This window comes from Pseudomonas sp. NBRC 111139, assembly GCF_001753955.1.
GTDB classification, from domain to species: domain Bacteria; phylum Pseudomonadota; class Gammaproteobacteria; order Pseudomonadales; family Pseudomonadaceae; genus Aquipseudomonas; species Aquipseudomonas alloputida.
This window is the reverse complement of record NZ_BCBP01000097.1, coordinates 1-17,341: the sequence shown is the minus strand read 5'-3', so window position 1 is coordinate 17,341 and position 17,341 is coordinate 1. Positions and strand designations below refer to the sequence as shown.

Genomic DNA, 17,341 nt, shown 5'->3' with positions numbered 1-17,341 from the left:
CGCTCGAGCTCACAGGCGCCACTTCGCTCAAGACATGAACCTCGTGCACCCACCCCATTTTCCTGTCAGGCTCCCAGCAGAACCCAGCTTCACCTGCGAGAACACCATGACCCAAGCCCCGCCTGCTCTCATCCGCGAAACCTTCCCTGTCGGCCCCTTGCAGTGCAACTGCACGCTGATCGGCGACCCCCTGACCAAGAAAGCCATGGTCGTCGACCCGGGTGGTGATGTGGACAAGATCCTTGCCCGCCTGCAGGTCCACGGCCTGACGCTGGTGAGCATCATCCACACCCATGCGCACTTCGACCACTTCCTCGCGTCAGGCAAGCTCAAGGAGCTGACGGGTGCCACGCTGCACCTGCACAAGGACGACCAGATGCTGTGGGACAACCTTGAGATGCAGTGCCAGATGTTCGGCGTACCTTACACCCCGGTACCGGCACCGGACCGCTGGCTGGGCGATGACGAAGAACTGGCCTGCGGCTGCGGTGTGGCGTTGCACACGCCAGGCCATACCCCGGGCTCGATGAGCTTTTGGTTCGCCGACGCCAAGTTGTTGATTGCCGGTGACACCCTGTTCCGCCGGGGGATTGGCCGCACCGATTTGTGGGGTGGCGACCAGCGGGCAATCGTGCGTTCCATCAAGGAGCGGCTGTACCGGCTGGACGAAGAGGCCATCGTGGTGACCGGCCACGGGCCCGACACCCGTTTGGGCGACGAGATGCGGGAAAACCCATTCGTGCGTGCCTGATGGCACATGAAGGCACTTTCATGGAATTTTTCGTTGCCGATGCGTTCCAAGGCTGGCATAGAACCCTTTGGGATCTGCCGCATTTATGAATTTCAGTAGGAGCTTGTCCATGTTCACCATGCGTCGTCTGATTATCGTCGCAACCGCCGCTGCACTGATGACCGGCTGTGCCGGCCAGAACCCCTACGACAACCAGGGTCAGGCGCAGGGCTCCACAGGGATGAGCAAGACCGCCAAGTACGGCGGCCTGGGGGCGCTGGCCGGTGCCATCGCCGGCGCTGCCATCGACCACAACAACCGTGGCAAGGGTGCACTGATCGGTGCTGCCGCTGTGGGTGCCGCTGCAGCCGGTTATGGCTATTACGCCGACAAGCAGGAAGCCGAGCTGCGCGCGCAAATGGCCAACACAGGTGTGGAAGTGCAGCGTCAGGGTGACCAGATCAAGCTGATCATGCCGGGCAACATCACCTTCGCCACCGACTCGGCCAACATCGCCCCAAGCTTCTACTCGCCGCTGAACAACCTGGCTGGCTCGTTCAAGCAATTCAACCAGAACACCATCGAAGTGGTTGGCTTCACCGACAGCACGGGCAGCCGCCAGCACAACATGGACCTGTCCCAGCGCCGTGCGCAGGCGGTCAGCACCTACCTGACTTCGCAGGGTGTGGATGCCTCGCGTATCTCTGTACGTGGCATGGGCCCGGACCAGCCGATCGCCAGCAATGCTGACGCCAATGGTCGTGCGCAGAACCGCCGTGTGGAAGTGAACCTGAAGCCGATTCCGGGTCAGCAGTATGAGCAGCAAGGTCAGGTTCAGCAGTATCCCTGATTGACCTTCAGGGCTGCTTTGCGGCTCTGTGGGAGCGGGCAATCCCGCTCCCACAAAGCTTGCAAAGAAGCCTCTGCTTTTAGCGCGCCACGCTGGCCTGAATCGCCGTCAGGGCAATGGTATGCACGATATCGTCAACCTGCGCCCCACGCGGCAAGTCGTTCACCGGTTTGCGCAAACCCTGCAGCATCGGCCCCAGGCTGACCCCGTCGGCACTGCGCTGCACCGCCTTGTGGGTCGTATTGCCGGTATTCAGGTCGGGGAACACGAACACCGTGGCGCGCCCGGCCACCGGGCTCGCCGGCGCCAGCTCTCGTGCGATCGCCGGGTTGGCCGCTGCGTCATACTGCAACGGCCCATCGATCAGTAGCTCCTGGGCCGCGTCCTGTGCCAGGCGTGTCGCTTCGCGCACTTTCTCGACTTCTTCATCGCTGGCCGAATCGCTTGAATAACTGATCATCGCCACCCGTGGCGCGATGCCGAAGGCCTGCGCCGATTCGGCACTCTGCTGGGCAATCTCCGCCAGCTCGGCAGCGCTTGGGTGCGGGTTCATCACGCAGTCGCCGTACACCAGTACCTGCTCGGGGAACAGCATGAAGAACACCGACGAGACCAGGCTCGAGCCGGGTGCGGTCTTGATCAGCTGCAGGGCCGGGCGGATGGTGTTGGCCGTGGAGTGCACCAGGCCCGAGACCAGGCCGTCTACTTCGTCCAGGGCCAGCATCATGGTGCCGATCACCACCGGGTCTTCCAGCTGCTGCTCGGCCATCGGTGCGTTGAGGTTCTTGCTTTTGCGCAGCTCGACCATGGGTTCCACGTAGCGCCCGCGAATCAGTTCGGGGTCGAGAATCTCCAGCCCTGGCGGCAACGTGATGCCCTGGGCGCGGGCCACGGCGTCGACGTCTTCGGGTTTGGCCAGCAGCACGCAGCGGGCGATGCCGCGGGCCTGGCAGATGGCTGCGGCCTGCACCAACAGTGGCTCGGCGCCTTCTGGCAGGACGATGCGCTTGTTGGCTTGCTGCGCACGCTGGATCAGCTGGTAGCGGAACACTGCCGGCGACAGGCGCAGTTCGCGCGGCGTGCCGCAGCGTTGGTGCAGCCAGGCCGCGTCGAGGTGGCTGGCGACGAAGTCGGTGATGAACTCGGCACGCTCGCGGTCGTCCACCGGGATTTCGCGGTTCAGCGAGTTGAGCTGGTTGGCGGTGTCGTACGAGCCGGTGCTGACCGAAAGGATCGGCAGGCCGGCCTGCAGGGCACCGCGGCACAGGCCGAGGATGCGCACGTCAGGCTTGCTGTCGCTGGTCAGCAGCAAGCCGGCCAGGGGCACGCCATTGATCGCTGCCAGGCTGACAGCGAGGATGATGTCGTCGCGGTCGCCGGGGGTTACCACCAGGGTACCCGAGGTCAGTAGCGGGACCGTGTTGGCCACCGTGCGTGCACAGATGATGATCTTGCTCATGCGCCGCTGCTCGTAATCGCCGGCATTGAGCACCTGGGCGCCGAGCAGCTCGGCCACATCGCGTGTCCGCGGTGCGTTCAGCTCGGGCTGGTAGGGGATGCAGCCAAGCAGGCGGAAGTCATTGCCACGCAGCAATGGCGAGTGCTCGCGCAGGCGGGTGGCGAAGTCCGCCATGCTCTCGTCGGTACGCACCTTGTTGAGGATCACCCCGAGCACTTTCGGGTCGCGTGGGCCGCCAAACAGTTGGGCTTGCAGTTCGACCCGGCCAGACAGCTCGCTGAGCACTTCGTTTTCCGGGGCCGATACCAGGATTACTTCGGCATCCAGGCTCTTGGCCAGGTGCAGGTTGACCCGTGCTGCGTAGCTGGCGTGGCGTGTGGGCACCATTCCCTCGACCACAACCACGTCATTGCCGATGCAGGCTTGCTGGTAGAGGCGGATGATTTCTTCAAGCAGCTCGTCCAGCTGGCCATCGCCGAGCATGCGCTCGACGTGGGCCAGGCTCAGTGGGACCGGTGGCTTGATACCGTGGGTGCGGGCGACCAGTTCGGTGGAGCGCTCGGGGCCGGTGTCACCCGGGTGGGGCTGGGCGATAGGCTTGAAGAAGCCGACCTTCAGGCCGGCACGCTCCAAGGTGCGCACCAGGCCCAGGCTGATCGAAGTCAGGCCGACACCAAAGTCGGTCGGCGCAATGAAAAATGTCTGCATGCGTGCTTCTCGAAATAAGCGGTGCAAGAAATTAACGGTCAAGGGTAGCGCTATCGGCCCCTTGTGCGCACCAGCCGCAAGCGAAAGGCTGGCCGATGTGCTGCGCACGTTGTGCCGGGTCGAGCACCCAAGGGCGTGCCTGCCACGGCGGCTGGTGGCGCAGGTGCTGGGTATGGCCGCACGAAAGTTCCACCACCCAGTGGCCTTCTTCGTCCTGATGAAAGCCGTTGATCCGACTGATGGGCCGTTGCTCGTCTGCACCACGTTCGCAATCGGACGATGGCAAGGTTACACTTGTCCGCTCTACATTCTTTTGCAAAAGGTCTTGCCCCATGCTGATCGCCGCCAACAAGGCTGTCTCCATCGACTATACCCTGACCAACGACGCCGGGGAGACCATCGACAGCTCCGCCGGTGGCGCGCCGCTGGTTTACCTGCACGGTGCCGGCAACATCATCCCGGGCCTGGAAAAAGCCCTGGAAGGCAAGCAGGCTGGTGACGAGCTGAACGTTTCCATTGAACCTGAAGAGGCCTACGGCGAGTACCTGGCCGAACTGGTCAGCACCCTGAACCGTAGCCTGTTCGAAGGTGTCGACGAGCTGGAAGTGGGCATGCAGTTCCACGCTTCGGCGCCGGACGGCCAGATGCAGATCGTCACCATCCGCGACATCGACGGCGACGACGTCACCGTTGATGGCAACCACCCGCTGGCCGGTCAGCGCCTGACCTTCCAGGTCAAGGTTGTGAACGTGCGTGACGCCAGCGACGAAGAAATCGCTCACCGTCACATCCACGGTGAAGGTGGCCATCACCACTGATTTTCTGCGCTAAGCTCAGAAAGTCGCCAGGCGCTCGGGCAAGCCGATTTGCCTTCCTACGGGAGGTGAACGGTTTGGACGAGCGCCTTTTTAGTGGGCGAAATTCGCCTGCACGGCAACCGGGAACCTGAGAGGGGATTTCATCATGAGTGCATTTCACGACCTGAAACTGGAAGCGCTGAACGGCGGAGAGCTGCCCCTCGCACCCTTCAAGGGCCAAGTGGTGCTGGTGGTCAACGTCGCCTCCAAATGTGGCCTGACGCCACAATACAAGGCCCTGGAAAACCTCTACCAGATCTACAAGGACAAGGGCTTCAATGTGCTTGGCCTGCCGTGCAACCAGTTTGCCGGGCAGGAGCCGGGTAGCGAAAAGGAAATCCAAGACTTCTGCAGCCTCAACTACGGGGTCAGCTTCCCGCTGGGGGGCAAGCTGGAGGTCAACGGGCCGCAGCGCCATTCGTTGTACCGCCTGCTGGCAGGCGAGGGGGCCGAGTTCCCCGGTGACATTACCTGGAATTTCGAGAAGTTTCTGGTAGGCAAGGATGGCCGGGTGCTGGCGCGTTTCTCACCCCGCACGGCGCCGGATGACCCAGCAGTGGTGCAGGCCATTGAAAAAGCACTGGTCTGAATAGTGCCGTGCGCGATCATTGTGGCACCTGCGAAGCCGAGCGCCGCCTGCGCGGCGCTCGCTTTCACAGGCGCTGCACATACTGCGTCGAACGCCCAGCCGCAGCACTGACATTGCGACAAGCGCTATCCAGATACCCCTCGAACTGCTCGACAATCGCCGGCCAGCCTTGGCGGCTGGCATGCTGTCGCGCATTCAGGCGCACCCTGCGCAACGTCTCCACTTCTTCCAGCAACCAGCACGCTGCATCGACAAACGCCGCCTGGTCCCCCGGCATGGCCAGCGCGCCACTGTGGCCATGGCGAATATGCTGCGCTGCGGCCGCCTCGTCATAAGCAACCACCGCCAACCCTGAGGCCATGGCCTCGAGCACCACATTGCCGAAGGTTTCGGTCAGGCTCGGGAACAGGAACAGGTCGCCGCTGGCATAGTGCTCGGCCAGTCGTTCACCGCGCTGGGCGCCGCAAAACACGGCGTCCGGTATCTCTTGTTCAAGCCTGGCGCGCTGAGGCCCGTCGCCGACCATGATCAGGCGCAGGCGCTTCTGTGGATAGGTCGTGCGTAATGCCTCAAAGCAAGGCCTTAGGAGGCCTAGGTTCTTTTCCGCCGCCAGTCGCCCGACATGCAGTACGGCGATATCCTCCGGGCCTAGCCCCCAGCTTTCGCGCAGGGCCTGGCTGCGCCGGGCTGGATTGAACAGGCAGGCATCGACCCCTCGGGCCAGCAGCTCCAGGCGTTCGAAGCCGCGACGCTCCAGCTCCAGGCGCTGGCTGGCACTTGGCACCAAGGTGATTGCCGTGCGCCGATGGAACCAGCGCAAGTAGTGAGTGAGCAGGCGCGCCAGCAGGCCAAGGCCGTACTGGCCGGAATACTGCGGGAAGTTGGTGTGAAAGCCACTGACCACTGCCACCCCCAGGCGTCGGGCCGCGCGTAGGGCGCTGAGCCCCAGCGGTCCTTCGGTGGCGATGTACAGTACATCCGGGCGCTGCCGGCGCCAGCGGCGCAACAGCTTGTGCATCGACACTTCGCCCCACTGCAAACCCGGGTAGCCAGGCAGCGCCCAGCCACGGCACAGCATCAGGTGCGGGTCGTTGTACGCGTGCCCTTCGCCTGCCTGGCGTGGGCGCACCACCTCGACCTCATGGCCGCGTTGGCGCAACCCTTCACTGAGGCGGCCAAGGGTGTTGGCCACGCCATTGATCTCGGGTGGGAAGGTTTCGCTGACCAAGGTAATGCGTAGGGCGGGTGTATTCATGACAAAAAGTTTCCGCCTGCCGGGTTGCGCTAATGTGACCGCCTTGTGACGTAAAGATGACGCCTGACCGCTGGCACGTTTGCCTTCATGAATATTTCCTCGCACAGCACTCAAGAAGGTGTCCCCGGCAGCCGATGAAGATGCATTCGACTACGTGATGCGCTCCAGGAGAGCGGTGATGTTCAACAACAAGCTCAAGCAAGAAATCCGGCAACTGCGCGAAGACCTGATGTCCATCGAACAGGTCAAGAGTAGTCTCGACAGCGAGATGCTGGTGCTGCAGCTCGATCCTCAGGGACGGATCGAGATGGTCAACGGCAACTTCGAGAGCGAGATGCTCTACCGTGCCGAACAATTGCTTGGACGCAATATCGAGGACATCGTCCCTGCCCACGTAAAGTCGCTGGACTTCTACCAGCGCATGAAAAGCGCGATCAGCCGTGGCGAACACCTGAACGGTGCGTTCCGTCTTCTGCGTGGCGATGGCCAGGAAGCCTGGCTGCGTTCGATCCTGCAGCCGGTGAAGAACAGCGAGGGGCGCATCAAGTACTTCACCCTGCATTCCAGCGACCTCACCCGAACCATCGAGACCTCACGCGAGCACGAAAGCCTGATCAAGGCGTTGATGCGCTCTACTGCGGTGATCGAGTTCGACCTCGACGGCATCATTCTCACTGCCAACGATCGTTTCCTGGCCACCGTCGGCTATCGCCTGGAGCAGATTCGCGGTAAGCACCACCGCATGTTCTGCGAACCGCAGGAGGCCAACTCGGCCGGCTACCAAGCGTTCTGGGACCGGCTGCGCCGTGGCGAATATGTTGCCGAGCGCTTCAAGCGCATCGATGCCCATGGCCGGGTGATCTGGCTGGAGGCCTCGTACAACCCGATCTTCGATGCCCACGATGTGCTGTACAAGGTGGTCAAGTTCGCCACCGTGATCACCGATCAGGTCAACCAGGAGCTGGCAGTGGCCGAGGCGGCAGATGTCGCCTACAACACCTCGCTGGGTACCGATGTCAGTGCTCGCAAGGCCACCGAAGTGGTCACCCAGACTGTCACCGTGATGCGTGGACTGGAGGCTTCGATGCAAGAGGCGGCCGACGGGATCCAGGCGCTGGATACCCAGTCGCGGGTGATCGGTTCGATCATCAAGACCATCAGCGACATTGCTGGGCAGACCAACCTGCTGGCCCTTAACGCGGCCATCGAAGCCGCCCGTGCCGGTGAGCAAGGGCGGGGCTTTGCCGTCGTTGCCGACGAAGTTCGCCAACTGGCCTCTCGCACCAGCACCGCCACCGAAGAAATCGCCCGGGTGGTACAGCAGAACGAACAACTGGCGCAGGCGGCAGTGTCGATCATCGACACCAGCAAGCGCCAGGCCGAACAGGGGCTGGCGCTGGCGGATGAGACGGGCAGCGTGATTGTCGAGATCCAGGACGGGGCGAAGCGGGTGGTGGATGTGGTGGGGCAGTTTTCCAGCCGGTTGGGGCAGTGAAACCCAGGCCAGGCACGCTCTGCTTTTTTGTGTGGCCTTGTGTCGCGATAGGGCCGCAGAGCGGCCCCAGATTTCAGCGCCACTGCACAGATTGCCGGGGCCGCTTTGCGGCCCTATCGCGACACAAGGCCGCTCCCACAGGGGCCCGCGCCATTCATGTCAATCGCACACGGCCCAGGAATCAGCTCCGCTCCCGCACCCAGAACAACGTAGCCCCGGCCACTGCCGCCGGCATCATCAGCACGTTCACGCCTGGAATCATCAGCGCCAGGTAGGTGATGCCGCCAAAGCCCAGGCTCTGCCAGCGCTTCTGCCGTAGCCAGGCCAGCATGTCCTGCCAGCTCATCTTGTTGTTGTCCGCCGGGTAGTCGATGTACTGGATGGCCATCATCCACACGCCAAAGATCAGCCACAGCGGCGCAGCCACCACGTTGACCACCGGGATCAGCGACAGGATGAACAGGCCGATGGCGCGTGGCAGGAAGTAGCCCAGCTTGCGCATTTCGCGGCTGAAGGTGCGCGGTACCATGGCTGCCAGCTCGCCCCAGCTGAAGGCTGGGAAGGTGTCTTCGCCACGCACTACCACCTCGACCTTTTCCGCCAGAAAACCGTTGAACGGCGCGGCAATGATGTTGGCCACCAAGGTGAAGGTGAAGAACACCATCAGCACCAGCAAGGCAACGAACAGCGGCCAGAGGATGTAGCTGAGGAAGCTCAGCCAGTCAGGCAGCGTGGGCATCAGGGCATCGAGCCACAGGCCGAACTGGTGGCCGGCGAAGTAGATCAGGCCACCGAACAGCAACAGGTTGACCGCCAGAGGCAGCAGCACGAACAACCGCAGGTTGGGGCTCAGCACCAGTTTCAGGCCTTCGCGCAGGTATTGGGGGCCAGAGAGGACAGGGGCTTGCATCTAGAGACTCCGCAGAGAAGGAAAACGCGCTGACCTTACCGAGTTTGCCGCGCCGACGAAAGGCGCGCCGTGGGCGGGAAACGGGATGTAACAAAAGCGCCCGGGGCTTGTTTATCGATGAAATCGCAGCATAGGCGATGCCTATGAGGTGGATTGTCTAAGGATATTTCCTTAATCTTTGCGACCTCGCTACAGTGCGCTCAACTTTTCGCTTTGCGGGCCTGCGCGTTTTAGCCTTCCCCAAGTGCTGCGTGGGTCCTTTTTAATTTCTTGGCTGGCGCAGCCGGTACACCGATGCCGGCCTTGCGGCCCGCTCGACAGGAGTTCGACATGTCTGAAGTACGTCATTCGCGCGTCATCATTCTCGGTTCCGGCCCTGCCGGTTACAGCGCTGCGGTGTATGCCGCCCGTGCCAACCTCAAGCCGCTGCTGATCACCGGCATGCAGGCGGGTGGCCAGCTGACCACCACCACCGAAGTCGACAACTGGCCGGGCGACCCCCACGGCCTGACCGGCCCGGCTCTGATGCAGCGTATGCAAGAGCACGCCGAGCGTTTTGAAACCGAAATCGTCTTCGACCACATCAACGCTGTCGACCTGGCCAACAAGCCGTTCACCCTGCAGGGTGACAGCGGCAAGTACACCTGTGATGCGCTGATCATCGCCACTGGCGCCAGCGCTCGCTACCTGGGCCTGCCGTCGGAAGAAACCTTCATGGGCAAGGGTGTTTCGGCCTGTGCCACCTGTGACGGTTTCTTCTACCGCAACAAGCCGGTCGCCGTGGTCGGTGGTGGTAACACTGCCGTGGAAGAGGCACTGTACCTGGCCAACATCGCCAGCAAAGTGACCCTGGTACACCGTCGCGAAACCTTCCGCGCCGAGAAGATCCTGGTCGACAAGCTGAACGCCCGTGTGGCCGAAGGCAAGATCGAGCTCAAGCTCAACGCCACCCTGGACGAAGTGCTGGGTGACAACATGGGTGTAACCGGTGCGCGCCTGAAGAACAACGACGGCAGCAGCGACGAAATCAAGGTCGACGGCGTGTTCATCGCCATTGGCCACACCCCGAACACTTCGCTGTTCGAAGGCCAGCTGACCCTGAAAGACGGCTACCTGGTAGTCAACGGCGGCCGCGAAGGCAACGCCACCGCGACCAACGTCGAGGGTGTGTTTGCCGCTGGCGACGTGGCTGACCACGTTTACCGCCAGGCCATCACGTCGGCCGGTGCGGGCTGCATGGCAGCGCTGGATGTCGAGCGCTACCTGGACGGTTTGGCCAACGCCTCGTCCTGATCTGAGAAAAAGGGGTGCAAAGCGCCCCCAATAAAAAACCGGCCAAGCGCCGGTTTTTTATTGCCTGCAATCAGCTCACAGGCTCAGTCGCATCGACAGGTCCACCGCTTTCACATCCTTGGTCATGGCACCAATCGAGATGTAGTCCACCCCTGTCTCGGCGATCACCCGCAGGGTCGTTTCGTTGACCCCGCCGCTGGCTTCAAGTTTGGCTTTGCCCGCGGTAATGCGCACGGCTTCGCGCATTTCGTCCAGGTTCAGCTCGTCGAGCATGATGATGTCCGCGCCAGCGGCCAGCGCCTGGCGCAGTTCGTCCAGGCTTTCGACCTCGATTTCCACCGGCTTGCCCGGCGCAATGCGGTGTGCTGCGGCCACCGCCTCGGCTACGCCGCCGCTGGCGGCGATGTGGTTTTCCTTGATCAGGAAGGCGTCGTACAGGCCTATGCGGTGGTTGTCGCACCCACCGCAGGTCACTGCGTATTTTTGCGCCAGGCGCAGGCCCGGCAGGGTTTTGCGGGTGTCCAGCAGGCGCACCTGAGTGCCTGCAACCAAGTCGGCGAGGAAGCGCGCACGGGTGGCGACCCCCGACAGCATCTGCAGGAAGTTCAGTGCGCTGCGCTCCCCACTGAGCAGCGAACGGGCCGGGCCTTCCAGGTGGAACAACGGCTGATTGGCAGTGGCCTGCTCACCGTCGGCCACCTGCCAGTGCACAGCAACGCGCGGGTCGAGCTGGCGGAATACGGCATCGACCCAAGCGGTACCGGCGACCACGCAGTTTTCACGGGTGATGATGGTCGCTTTGGCCAGGCGCTCGGCCGGAATCAGTTGCGCGGTGATATCGCCACTGCCGATGTCCTCCAACAGCGCGCGGCGCACGTTGGCTTCAATTTCAGCGGTCAGGTCGGCAAGGCGTAGGTTCGGCATGGTCGGCTCCACAAGCTAGGTGCCCGCGATTATAGGGCAGGGGGCCGGTGTGTACAGCCGCCTTGGCGCTGACCTTTGGTCGGGCGTTGTGAGTAATCGGAGCCGATCAGGGTCATTAGCCAGCCAGCGAAACGGCGCTGGTAGCTATACGGTTTTTTACCGATAATGGCGACTGGTATTTGGCGCCATGGCTTTGACGATTTTCAGCCCTTTCGGGCAAGACACCCTGCAAGGAGTCCAGGATGCAAAAAGAAGGCAAGGTGGTGCCCTTGGCGGCAGCCATCGACCGAGGGGGGCGCACGCCTCATCCTTGCCTTCCGGTCGTGTTGCTGCAGGTGCGCGACAAGGCCGCGTTGCAGTTGCGTCAGGGCCTGCAGGACTTGTTCGACAATGCCGATGACATGCTCTTCGGAATGGCCGACAAGGCCTCGGACCGCGGTGACCAGAACCTGTACTTCGAGGCCATGCGTGACCTGCGCCTGAAGCGCAAGAGCATCGAGCGTGGTTTTCTGGATACGTTCCATGGTGCTTTCCTCCGAGCCGGCCAGGTCGACTTGCTGGCAAACCTGGTCGAGCCGGGCAACCCGCGCAGCAAGGCTCAAATGGAGCGGGCCGCCGCCATCGAGGGCATGGTGGCGCGGGTACTGTCACGCGATGGCATTGCCCTGCAGCAACTGGGTCTGCGCCTGCAGGCATTGCTCGACCGCCCCCTGTACGAGCAGCACAACCCATTGGGGCCAGCCGCGCTGTGTCGTTACTTCCTCGAGGCCGGGCGTAATCTGGGCGTTGGCCTGCGGGTCAAGCTGGTGCTGCTGAAGCTGTTCGAGCGTTATGTGCTACGTGATGCCGATGTGATCTATGGCGAAGCCAACCAGTTGCTGGCCGCTGCCGGCGTACTGCCCGAGCTGCAACCGGCGCCGCGCCGGCGTGCCGAAGACCGGCGCATGCGTGCGCGACCCGGGCCGGCGAACCTTGGCCAGGAGGAGGGGGCGGACGCCGCAGGGCAGGCGTTGTTTACCTCGTTGCAGGCACTGCTGGCGCCGGTGCGCGGGCAGTTCGCTCCGCGCTTGCACGCGGTGGCTGCCGCCCAGCCGATCAGTACCGCTGACCTGCTCCGGCTACTGTCGCATTTGCAGCGCTATGTGCCCGCCACGTACGAGGCCGATGACTTCGAGCTCGGCCAGCAGCTTGAGCAGCTGCTGTTGCGGGTCAGCGTGCGCAGCGGCACGCGTCGGCGCCTTCACGTGGCTGATGAAGACATGATCAACCTGGTTGGCCTGCTGTTCGCGTTCATCCACAACGATGACAACCTGCCGGCCAGCCTGCGGGCGCTGATTGCGCGCCTTCATATTCCCCTGCTCAAGGTGGCACTACTGGACAAGGGGCTGTTCAGCCGGGTTAGCCACCCGGCGCGCCGTTTGCTCAACGAAATCGCTGGCGCCGCGATTGGCTGGGAGTGCGGCAGCGAAGGCCAGCGTGACAGCCTGCACGTGCGGGTAGAGCGTATCGTCCAGCGCCTGCTCAATGATTTTGCCGACGATGCAAGCCTGTTCGCCGAGTTGCTCGACGACTTCCTGGCATTCAATCAGGACGAACGGCGACGTAACGAGTTGCTGGAGCAACGCACTCGCGACGCCGAAGAAGGCCGTGCCCGGGCAATGCAAGCCAGGCAGCAGGTGCAGCACGTGCTCAACCAGCGCCTGCGTGGCCGGGTACTGCCGCAGGTGGTGGTGCAAATGCTGGTGCAGGCCTGGAGCCAGGTACTGCTGCTGGCTTGGCTGAAACAGGGCGAGGGCTCACAGGCCTGGCACGACGCAGTGCAGACGATGGACATGCTGCTGGCCAGCATCACGCCGCCACATGAGCCACAAGCCTTGCTGCAGCAAGTGCCAGGCCTGCTCAAGGCGCTGCGCGATGGCCTGGCCAGTGTAGCCCTGGACGCGGTGGCGACCCGCGAGTTCTTCCTGCAACTGGAACAGTTGCACCTGCGGGCCTGCGCAGGTAATGAGGCGCTGCCGGGCAGGGAGGGCCAATCCTTGGGCGATGTGCGGGTGGCCGAAGAGATTGTGCTGGCTATTGCCGAAGAGCCCGCCTGCGTGCCCCTGCACGCTGCCGACGGGCAGGCTGCAGCGCTGCGCCAGGCGCAACGCCTGCGCATCGGCACCTGGGTCGAGGTGCTCGACGAGGATGAACCACTGCGCTGCAAGCTGGTCGCGCGCATTGACAGCAGTGACAGGCTGGTGTTTGCCAACCGCACCGGCATGAAAGTGCGCGAGTGGAGCAGCGCCAGCCTGGCCCAGGCACTGCAGCGGCACGAAGTGCGCGTACTGGATGACCGTCTGTTATTCGAACGGGCGCTGGAGGCGGTACTTGAGAGCTTGCGGCAAGGGCAGGCGCAATAGGCAGACACATTACAATCATTCACATGCACACGGTGTTGGCCACAGGGCATACTGTGGGCATGTTCACGGCGTTTTTCAGGATCTGCCCATGCAATTGGACCGTGCCACTGGCTGGTTCCACGGAATCGGAATCACCCACTGCCCCTCGCCGAACTTCAATGCGCGCCCCGAAGGCGAATCGATTTCCCTGCTGGTGATCCACAACATCAGCCTGCCCCCGGCCTGTTTCGGCACGGGCAAGGTGCAGCAATTCTTCCAGAACCGCCTGGCTCCTGATGAACACCCGTATTTTGCCAGCATCAACCACTTGACTGTGTCGGCGCACCTGTTCGTCGAGCGTGACGGCGCGGTGACGCAGTTTGTGTCGTTGCATGACCGTGCCTGGCATGCGGGTGTGTCGAGCTTTGACGGGCGCGAAGGCTGTAACGACTTTTCCATCGGCATCGAGCTGGAAGGCACCGACGACCTGCCCTATACCGATGCCCAGTATGCGGTGCTGGAGCAACTCACCCGGCACATCCGCAGTGCCTGGCCGGCCATCGACCTGAACCGCATTCAGGGCCACAGCGACATTGCCCCGCAGCGCAAGACCGACCCCGGCCCGGCCTTCGACTGGCCGCGCTACCGCCAGGCGCTGCAGCACAACGAGGACAAGGCATGAGTTTTCTGGTGTTGGTGCTGGCGCTGTGGGTCGAGAAGTTTTCGGCGCTGCGCCATAAGGTGCAGCGTGACGGGTTCTTTCTTGGTGAACTGGTGCGCCTGGAACGCAGCGGCAAGGTGCACCCGTGGTGGACGTTGGCCATCCTGGTGTTGGCGCCGGTAGCGCTGCTGGTGTTGCTGCTGCATGTGCTGGAGCCTGTGGCGTATGGTTTGCTGGCGTTGCCGGTGCACCTGCTGGTGCTGATCTACAGCCTGGGCCGCGGCGATGCCAAGGCATCGTTGGGGGCGTTTCGTGATGCCTGGCGGCGGGGGGACGATCAGGCGGCGCTGCACGTAGCCGAGCGTGACCTGGGCCTGGTGGCCGATGAACCCCACAGCCTGCTGGTACGGGTGCAGGGTAACTTGCTGTGGCAGGTGTACCAGGGCTTTTTTGCGGTGATCTTCTGGTATTTCGTATTGGGCCCTGGCGCTGCGCTGGCTTATCGATTGTTGGCGCTGTGTAGTGAGCACAGCAAGCAGCCGGCTTTGAAGGCGCGTGCCGAGCAGTTGCGGCACATCATGGACTGGTTGCCGGTGCGGGCGCTGGCGTTGAGCTTTGCCCTGGTGGGCAACTTCCTCGCGGTGACACGGGTGATGCTGCACGAGGTGCTCAACTGGCACATCAGCGCCGGGCACCTGGTGGCTCGGGTGGGGCGGATTGCCGATGACATTCCCGAAGAAGAGGACAGCCAGCGCGGTTTGGGGCGGCTGGACAGTCTGTGGGAATTGCTGTTGCGCTGTGCAGTGCTGTGGTATGCCGGGTTCGCGCTGTGGACCGTGCTGGTCTGATTCGGGGCCAATCGCATCCCACGCGAATCCCGGTCACCCGAGTTTCACCAGCCGAACAACGTGCAAGCATTGCGGGTGCTGGCCTGTGCCAGCACCTCGACATCCAGCCCCATCACGTGCGCCAGCGCCGTGGCAATTTCCGGCAGATGCTCCGGGCTGTTGCGTACCCCCGGGTACATCGCCGGTGCCATGTCCGGTGCGTCAGTCTCCAGCACCACACTGTCCAGTGGCAGCCGCGCCAGCGTCTTGCGCAGCCGCAGCGCCTGCGGCCAGGTACCCGCACCGCCCAACCCCAGCAGGAAGCCCAGCTTGATGTACTCGCGGGCCTCTTCGTAGCTGCCGGCAAACGCATGAATCACCCCCGCCCGCGCTGGCTTGTAGCGCTTGAGTGTGGCAATCACCTGGGCATGGCTGCGGCGCACGTGCAGCAGGGCCGGTAGTTCGAAGTCGCAAGCCATCTGCAGTTGCGCTTCGAACAGCGCCTGCTGGCGGGTCTTGTCAAGGTCTGCGAGGTAATAGTCCAGGCCAAACTCACCTACGGCACATAGCCGCGGGTTGTCGCGCAGGCGCTCCAGCCACTCGCGCAACTGCACCAGGTGCTCAGGGCGATGCTGGTCGAGGTAGACCGGGTGCAGGCCAAGCGCGGCGAACAGGCGCGGCTCGGCGCAGGCCAGCTCCCACACGCGCTGGAAATTCGCCTGGTACACCCCCAGCACCACCATCCGCTCCAGCCCACGGGCCGCCGCGTTGGCCAGCAGGCGCGGACGGTCGGCGTCGAAGTCGGGGAAGTCCAGGTGGGTGTGGGTGTCGATCAGGCGCATGTTCAGGCCGCTGAGATGCGTTGCTTGAAGGTGCGGCCAACGGCGTGCACGCCGGGTTCATAGCGTTTTTCCTCGATGGCGGCCAGTGCCAGTTCAAGCGCAGTGGCGGCAATCTGGCCATGCTGCTGGGCCATGGCATTGACCGGCAGCGGCAGGAAGTCGAGCAACTGGTTGTCGCCAAAGGTACCCAGCTGCAGTTGGCGCGAGTCGACCGGGCGCGCCTGCAGGGTGTCGAACACGCCCTGCAACAGCACGTACGAAGTGGTCACCAGAGCATCCGGCAGACCCCCCAGGTCGTCGATCAGTTGCTGCATCAGGCGTTGGCCGCACTCACGGCTGAAGGCTTCGCCCTGATAGCGGCGCACTTCGCCGGTATAGCCTTGCAGGGCTTCGTCGAATCCGCCGGCACGCGCCTGGCTAACCGACAGCTCGGGGCGCGCGCCTATCAGGGCGATGCTGCGTGGGGCCGAGCTGAGCAGGCTGGCGGCCAGCTGGCGGCTGGCATCGCGGTCGTCGCTGATCACCGAGCAGAAGTGTGCGGGGTCCAGGCGGCGGTCGATGGCAATCACCGGCAGGCCTTTGTCCTGCAGTTCGCGGTAGCTGTCATCTTCTGGCGGCAGGCAACTGGCAACGAACAGCGCATCGCATCGGCGCGCACGGAACAGTTGCTGCAGTTGGCGCTCGCTGTCTGGCTGGTCGTCGCTGCTGGCGATCAGCAGCTGGTAGCCGCGGGCGCGGGCGCCTTGCTCCAGTTGCTTGGCAATGCGGGCGTAGCTGGGGTTCTCCAGATCCGGGAGAATGAAGCCCAGGGTGCGGGTATGCCGGCTGCGCAGCCCAGCAGCCTGCGGGTTGGGGGTGAAGCCGTGGGCTTCGACCACCGCGCGTACCCGCTCGACAGTACTGTTACTGATGCGCTGCTGTTCAGCCTTGCCATTGATGACGTAGCTGGCAGTGGTCACGGACACACCGGCCAGACGGGCGATATCGCTGAGTTTCACCGAATTTTCCTTGTTATTACCGGGGCTGGCTGTAAGGCCGGACCGGGTAGTTTGACCCGGTACAGGCATCACGCGCAGACGACCATTGTCGCAATTGTCCGACAGGATGGGGCTTTTTACTGGGCAGATTATCGAGTAACGTGGCCGTCTGGTCAGATTAAACGTTTCAGCTGCCGAATTTTCTGCCTCGGCTGCCACCTGCGCAAGGCTGCTGAACTGGCCCTTTATGTGAATTTCACAACAATACTCCAGTACCCGAACGGGAACTGCAAAAGGAGAAGGTCATGCTCGAGCTCGCCAATGAGCAGATAGCCATGGGCCAGAAGGCCGCCGACAAGGCCGAGGCATTGCGCCTTTTGGCGGATCGGCTGGTTGCGGACGGCCTGGTTGCCGACGGTTACCTGCAAGGGCTGCAGGCCCGGGAGGCACAAGGCTCCACGTTTCTTGGCCAGGGCATCGCCATTCCCCATGGTACGCCGCAAACACGTGACCTGGTGTATGCCACCGGCGTACGCCTGCTGCAGTTCCCCGAGGGAGTAGACTGGGGTGACGGGCAAATGGT

General features: G+C 63.1%; 17 protein-coding genes and 1 pseudogene. 11 read left to right on the top strand and 7 right to left on the bottom strand.

The features are described from left to right. Positions 1-106 precede the first annotated feature (106 nt). Both BJQ17_RS27625 and BJQ17_RS27620 read left to right on the top strand, forming a co-directional pair. Complete coding sequence (locus tag BJQ17_RS27625; RefSeq protein WP_004575872.1) at positions 107-751, top strand: MBL fold metallo-hydrolase; 645 nt, start codon at positions 107-109, stop codon at positions 749-751. Positions 752-860: 109 nt separating this feature from the next. Then, positions 861-1,580, top strand: coding sequence for an OmpA family protein (locus BJQ17_RS27620; RefSeq protein WP_003247328.1), 720 nt, complete (start codon positions 861-863; stop codon positions 1,578-1,580). 79 nt (positions 1,581-1,659) lie between these two features. Here BJQ17_RS27620 and pta read toward each other — a convergent pair whose 3' ends face one another. Then, positions 1,660-3,747, bottom strand: coding sequence for a phosphate acetyltransferase (gene pta, locus BJQ17_RS27615; protein WP_070096897.1), 2,088 nt, complete (start codon positions 3,745-3,747; stop codon positions 1,660-1,662). A gap of 31 nt (positions 3,748-3,778) precedes the next feature. Continuing rightward, a complete protein-coding gene (locus BJQ17_RS27610; RefSeq protein ID WP_014755346.1) occupies positions 3,779-4,081 on the bottom strand; it encodes a DUF3565 domain-containing protein in 303 nt (100 codons plus the stop codon). On the opposite strand from BJQ17_RS27610, the gene BJQ17_RS27605 reads away from it, so the two are divergent. Next, entirely contained in the window at positions 4,080-4,565 is a 486-nt protein-coding gene (locus BJQ17_RS27605; RefSeq protein WP_003247325.1) for a peptidylprolyl isomerase, read from the top strand. The genes BJQ17_RS27610 and BJQ17_RS27605 overlap by 2 nt on opposite strands. Positions 4,566-4,710: 145 nt before the next feature. Further along, positions 4,711-5,193, top strand: coding sequence for a glutathione peroxidase (locus tag BJQ17_RS27600; RefSeq protein ID WP_003247324.1), 483 nt, complete (start codon positions 4,711-4,713; stop codon positions 5,191-5,193). A 64-nt stretch (positions 5,194-5,257) separates the two neighbouring features. Here the strand turns inward: BJQ17_RS27600 and BJQ17_RS27595 are convergent, their stop codons facing one another. Further along, a complete protein-coding gene (locus BJQ17_RS27595; protein WP_070096896.1) occupies positions 5,258-6,448 on the bottom strand; it encodes a glycosyltransferase family 1 protein in 1,191 nt (396 codons plus the stop codon). 157 nt (positions 6,449-6,605) lie between these two features. On the opposite strand from BJQ17_RS27595, the pseudogene BJQ17_RS32700 reads away from it, so the two are divergent. After that, a pseudogene (locus tag BJQ17_RS32700) lies at positions 6,606-7,349 on the top strand (PAS domain-containing protein); the annotation flags it as partial. Positions 7,350-7,511: 162 nt separating this feature from the next. After that, entirely contained in the window at positions 7,512-7,943 is a 432-nt protein-coding gene (locus tag BJQ17_RS32695) for a methyl-accepting chemotaxis protein (protein WP_375731044.1), read from the top strand. 181 nt (positions 7,944-8,124) lie between these two features. Here the strand turns inward: BJQ17_RS32695 and cysZ are convergent, their stop codons facing one another. Then, positions 8,125-8,853, bottom strand: coding sequence for a sulfate transporter CysZ (cysZ, locus tag BJQ17_RS27585; RefSeq protein WP_004575866.1), 729 nt, complete (start codon positions 8,851-8,853; stop codon positions 8,125-8,127). A gap of 330 nt (positions 8,854-9,183) precedes the next feature. Between cysZ and trxB the strand changes: the two genes are divergently transcribed. After that, positions 9,184-10,146 carry a thioredoxin-disulfide reductase gene (gene trxB / locus BJQ17_RS27580; RefSeq protein WP_004575865.1) on the top strand — a complete coding sequence of 321 codons (963 nt, stop codon included), beginning with the start codon at positions 9,184-9,186 and terminating at the stop codon, positions 10,144-10,146. Positions 10,147-10,221: 75 nt separating this feature from the next. Here trxB and nadC read toward each other — a convergent pair whose 3' ends face one another. Continuing rightward, positions 10,222-11,070 carry a carboxylating nicotinate-nucleotide diphosphorylase gene (nadC, locus tag BJQ17_RS27575; protein ID WP_003247317.1) on the bottom strand — a complete coding sequence of 283 codons (849 nt, stop codon included), beginning with the start codon at positions 11,068-11,070 and terminating at the stop codon, positions 10,222-10,224. A gap of 242 nt (positions 11,071-11,312) precedes the next feature. On the opposite strand from nadC, the gene BJQ17_RS27570 reads away from it, so the two are divergent. The 3 genes from BJQ17_RS27570 to ampE all read left to right on the top strand — a co-directional run bounded on the left by BJQ17_RS27570 (position 11,313) and on the right by ampE (position 14,960). Beyond that, a complete protein-coding gene (locus tag BJQ17_RS27570) occupies positions 11,313-13,472 on the top strand; it encodes a DUF1631 domain-containing protein (protein ID WP_070096894.1) in 2,160 nt (719 codons plus the stop codon). A gap of 88 nt (positions 13,473-13,560) precedes the next feature. After that, a complete protein-coding gene (ampD, locus tag BJQ17_RS27565) occupies positions 13,561-14,133 on the top strand; it encodes a 1,6-anhydro-N-acetylmuramyl-L-alanine amidase AmpD (RefSeq protein ID WP_004575862.1) in 573 nt (190 codons plus the stop codon). Further along, positions 14,130-14,960: a regulatory signaling modulator protein AmpE gene (gene ampE, locus BJQ17_RS27560; RefSeq protein WP_003247314.1), complete on the top strand. Its 831-nt coding sequence runs from the start codon at positions 14,130-14,132 to the stop codon at positions 14,958-14,960. Before ampD ends, ampE begins: the two co-directional genes overlap by 4 nt. Positions 14,961-15,004: 44 nt before the next feature. Here the strand turns inward: ampE and BJQ17_RS27555 are convergent, their stop codons facing one another. Then, a complete protein-coding gene (locus tag BJQ17_RS27555; protein WP_019750469.1) occupies positions 15,005-15,781 on the bottom strand; it encodes a TatD family hydrolase in 777 nt (258 codons plus the stop codon). Between the two features lie 2 nt (positions 15,782-15,783). Then, entirely contained in the window at positions 15,784-16,779 is a 996-nt protein-coding gene (gene cra / locus BJQ17_RS27550; RefSeq protein WP_003247312.1) for a catabolite repressor/activator, read from the bottom strand. A 284-nt stretch (positions 16,780-17,063) separates the two neighbouring features. Between cra and BJQ17_RS27545 the strand changes: the two genes are divergently transcribed. After that, the coding region (locus tag BJQ17_RS27545) for a PTS sugar transporter subunit IIA (protein ID WP_139139827.1) at positions 17,064-17,341 on the top strand (278 nt) is incomplete at its 3' end.

Excerpts from the sequence above, each read along its gene's own strand:
- pta (WP_070096897.1), bottom strand. The coding sequence starts at position 3,747 with ATGCAGACATTTTTCATTGCGCCGACCGACTTTGGTGTCGGCCTGACT.
- cysZ (WP_004575866.1), bottom strand. The coding sequence starts at position 8,853 with ATGCAAGCCCCTGTCCTCTCTGGCCCCCAATACCTGCGCGAAGGCCTG.
- BJQ17_RS27605 (WP_003247325.1), top strand. The coding sequence starts at position 4,080 with ATGCTGATCGCCGCCAACAAGGCTGTCTCCATCGACTATACCCTGACC.
- BJQ17_RS27620 (WP_003247328.1), top strand. The coding sequence starts at position 861 with ATGTTCACCATGCGTCGTCTGATTATCGTCGCAACCGCCGCTGCACTG.
- trxB (WP_004575865.1), top strand. The coding sequence starts at position 9,184 with ATGTCTGAAGTACGTCATTCGCGCGTCATCATTCTCGGTTCCGGCCCT.
- BJQ17_RS27600 (WP_003247324.1), top strand. The coding sequence starts at position 4,711 with ATGAGTGCATTTCACGACCTGAAACTGGAAGCGCTGAACGGCGGAGAG.
- BJQ17_RS32695 (WP_375731044.1), top strand. The coding sequence starts at position 7,512 with ATGCGTGGACTGGAGGCTTCGATGCAAGAGGCGGCCGACGGGATCCAG.
- nadC (WP_003247317.1), bottom strand. The coding sequence starts at position 11,070 with ATGCCGAACCTACGCCTTGCCGACCTGACCGCTGAAATTGAAGCCAAC.
- ampE (WP_003247314.1), top strand. The coding sequence starts at position 14,130 with ATGAGTTTTCTGGTGTTGGTGCTGGCGCTGTGGGTCGAGAAGTTTTCG.
- BJQ17_RS27570 (WP_070096894.1), top strand. The coding sequence starts at position 11,313 with ATGCAAAAAGAAGGCAAGGTGGTGCCCTTGGCGGCAGCCATCGACCGA.
- BJQ17_RS27555 (WP_019750469.1), bottom strand. The coding sequence starts at position 15,781 with ATGCGCCTGATCGACACCCACACCCACCTGGACTTCCCCGACTTCGAC.
- BJQ17_RS27625 (WP_004575872.1), top strand. The coding sequence starts at position 107 with ATGACCCAAGCCCCGCCTGCTCTCATCCGCGAAACCTTCCCTGTCGGC.
- BJQ17_RS27595 (WP_070096896.1), bottom strand. The coding sequence starts at position 6,448 with ATGAATACACCCGCCCTACGCATTACCTTGGTCAGCGAAACCTTCCCA.
- ampD (WP_004575862.1), top strand. The coding sequence starts at position 13,561 with ATGCAATTGGACCGTGCCACTGGCTGGTTCCACGGAATCGGAATCACC.
- BJQ17_RS27610 (WP_014755346.1), bottom strand. The coding sequence starts at position 4,081 with ATGGGGCAAGACCTTTTGCAAAAGAATGTAGAGCGGACAAGTGTAACC.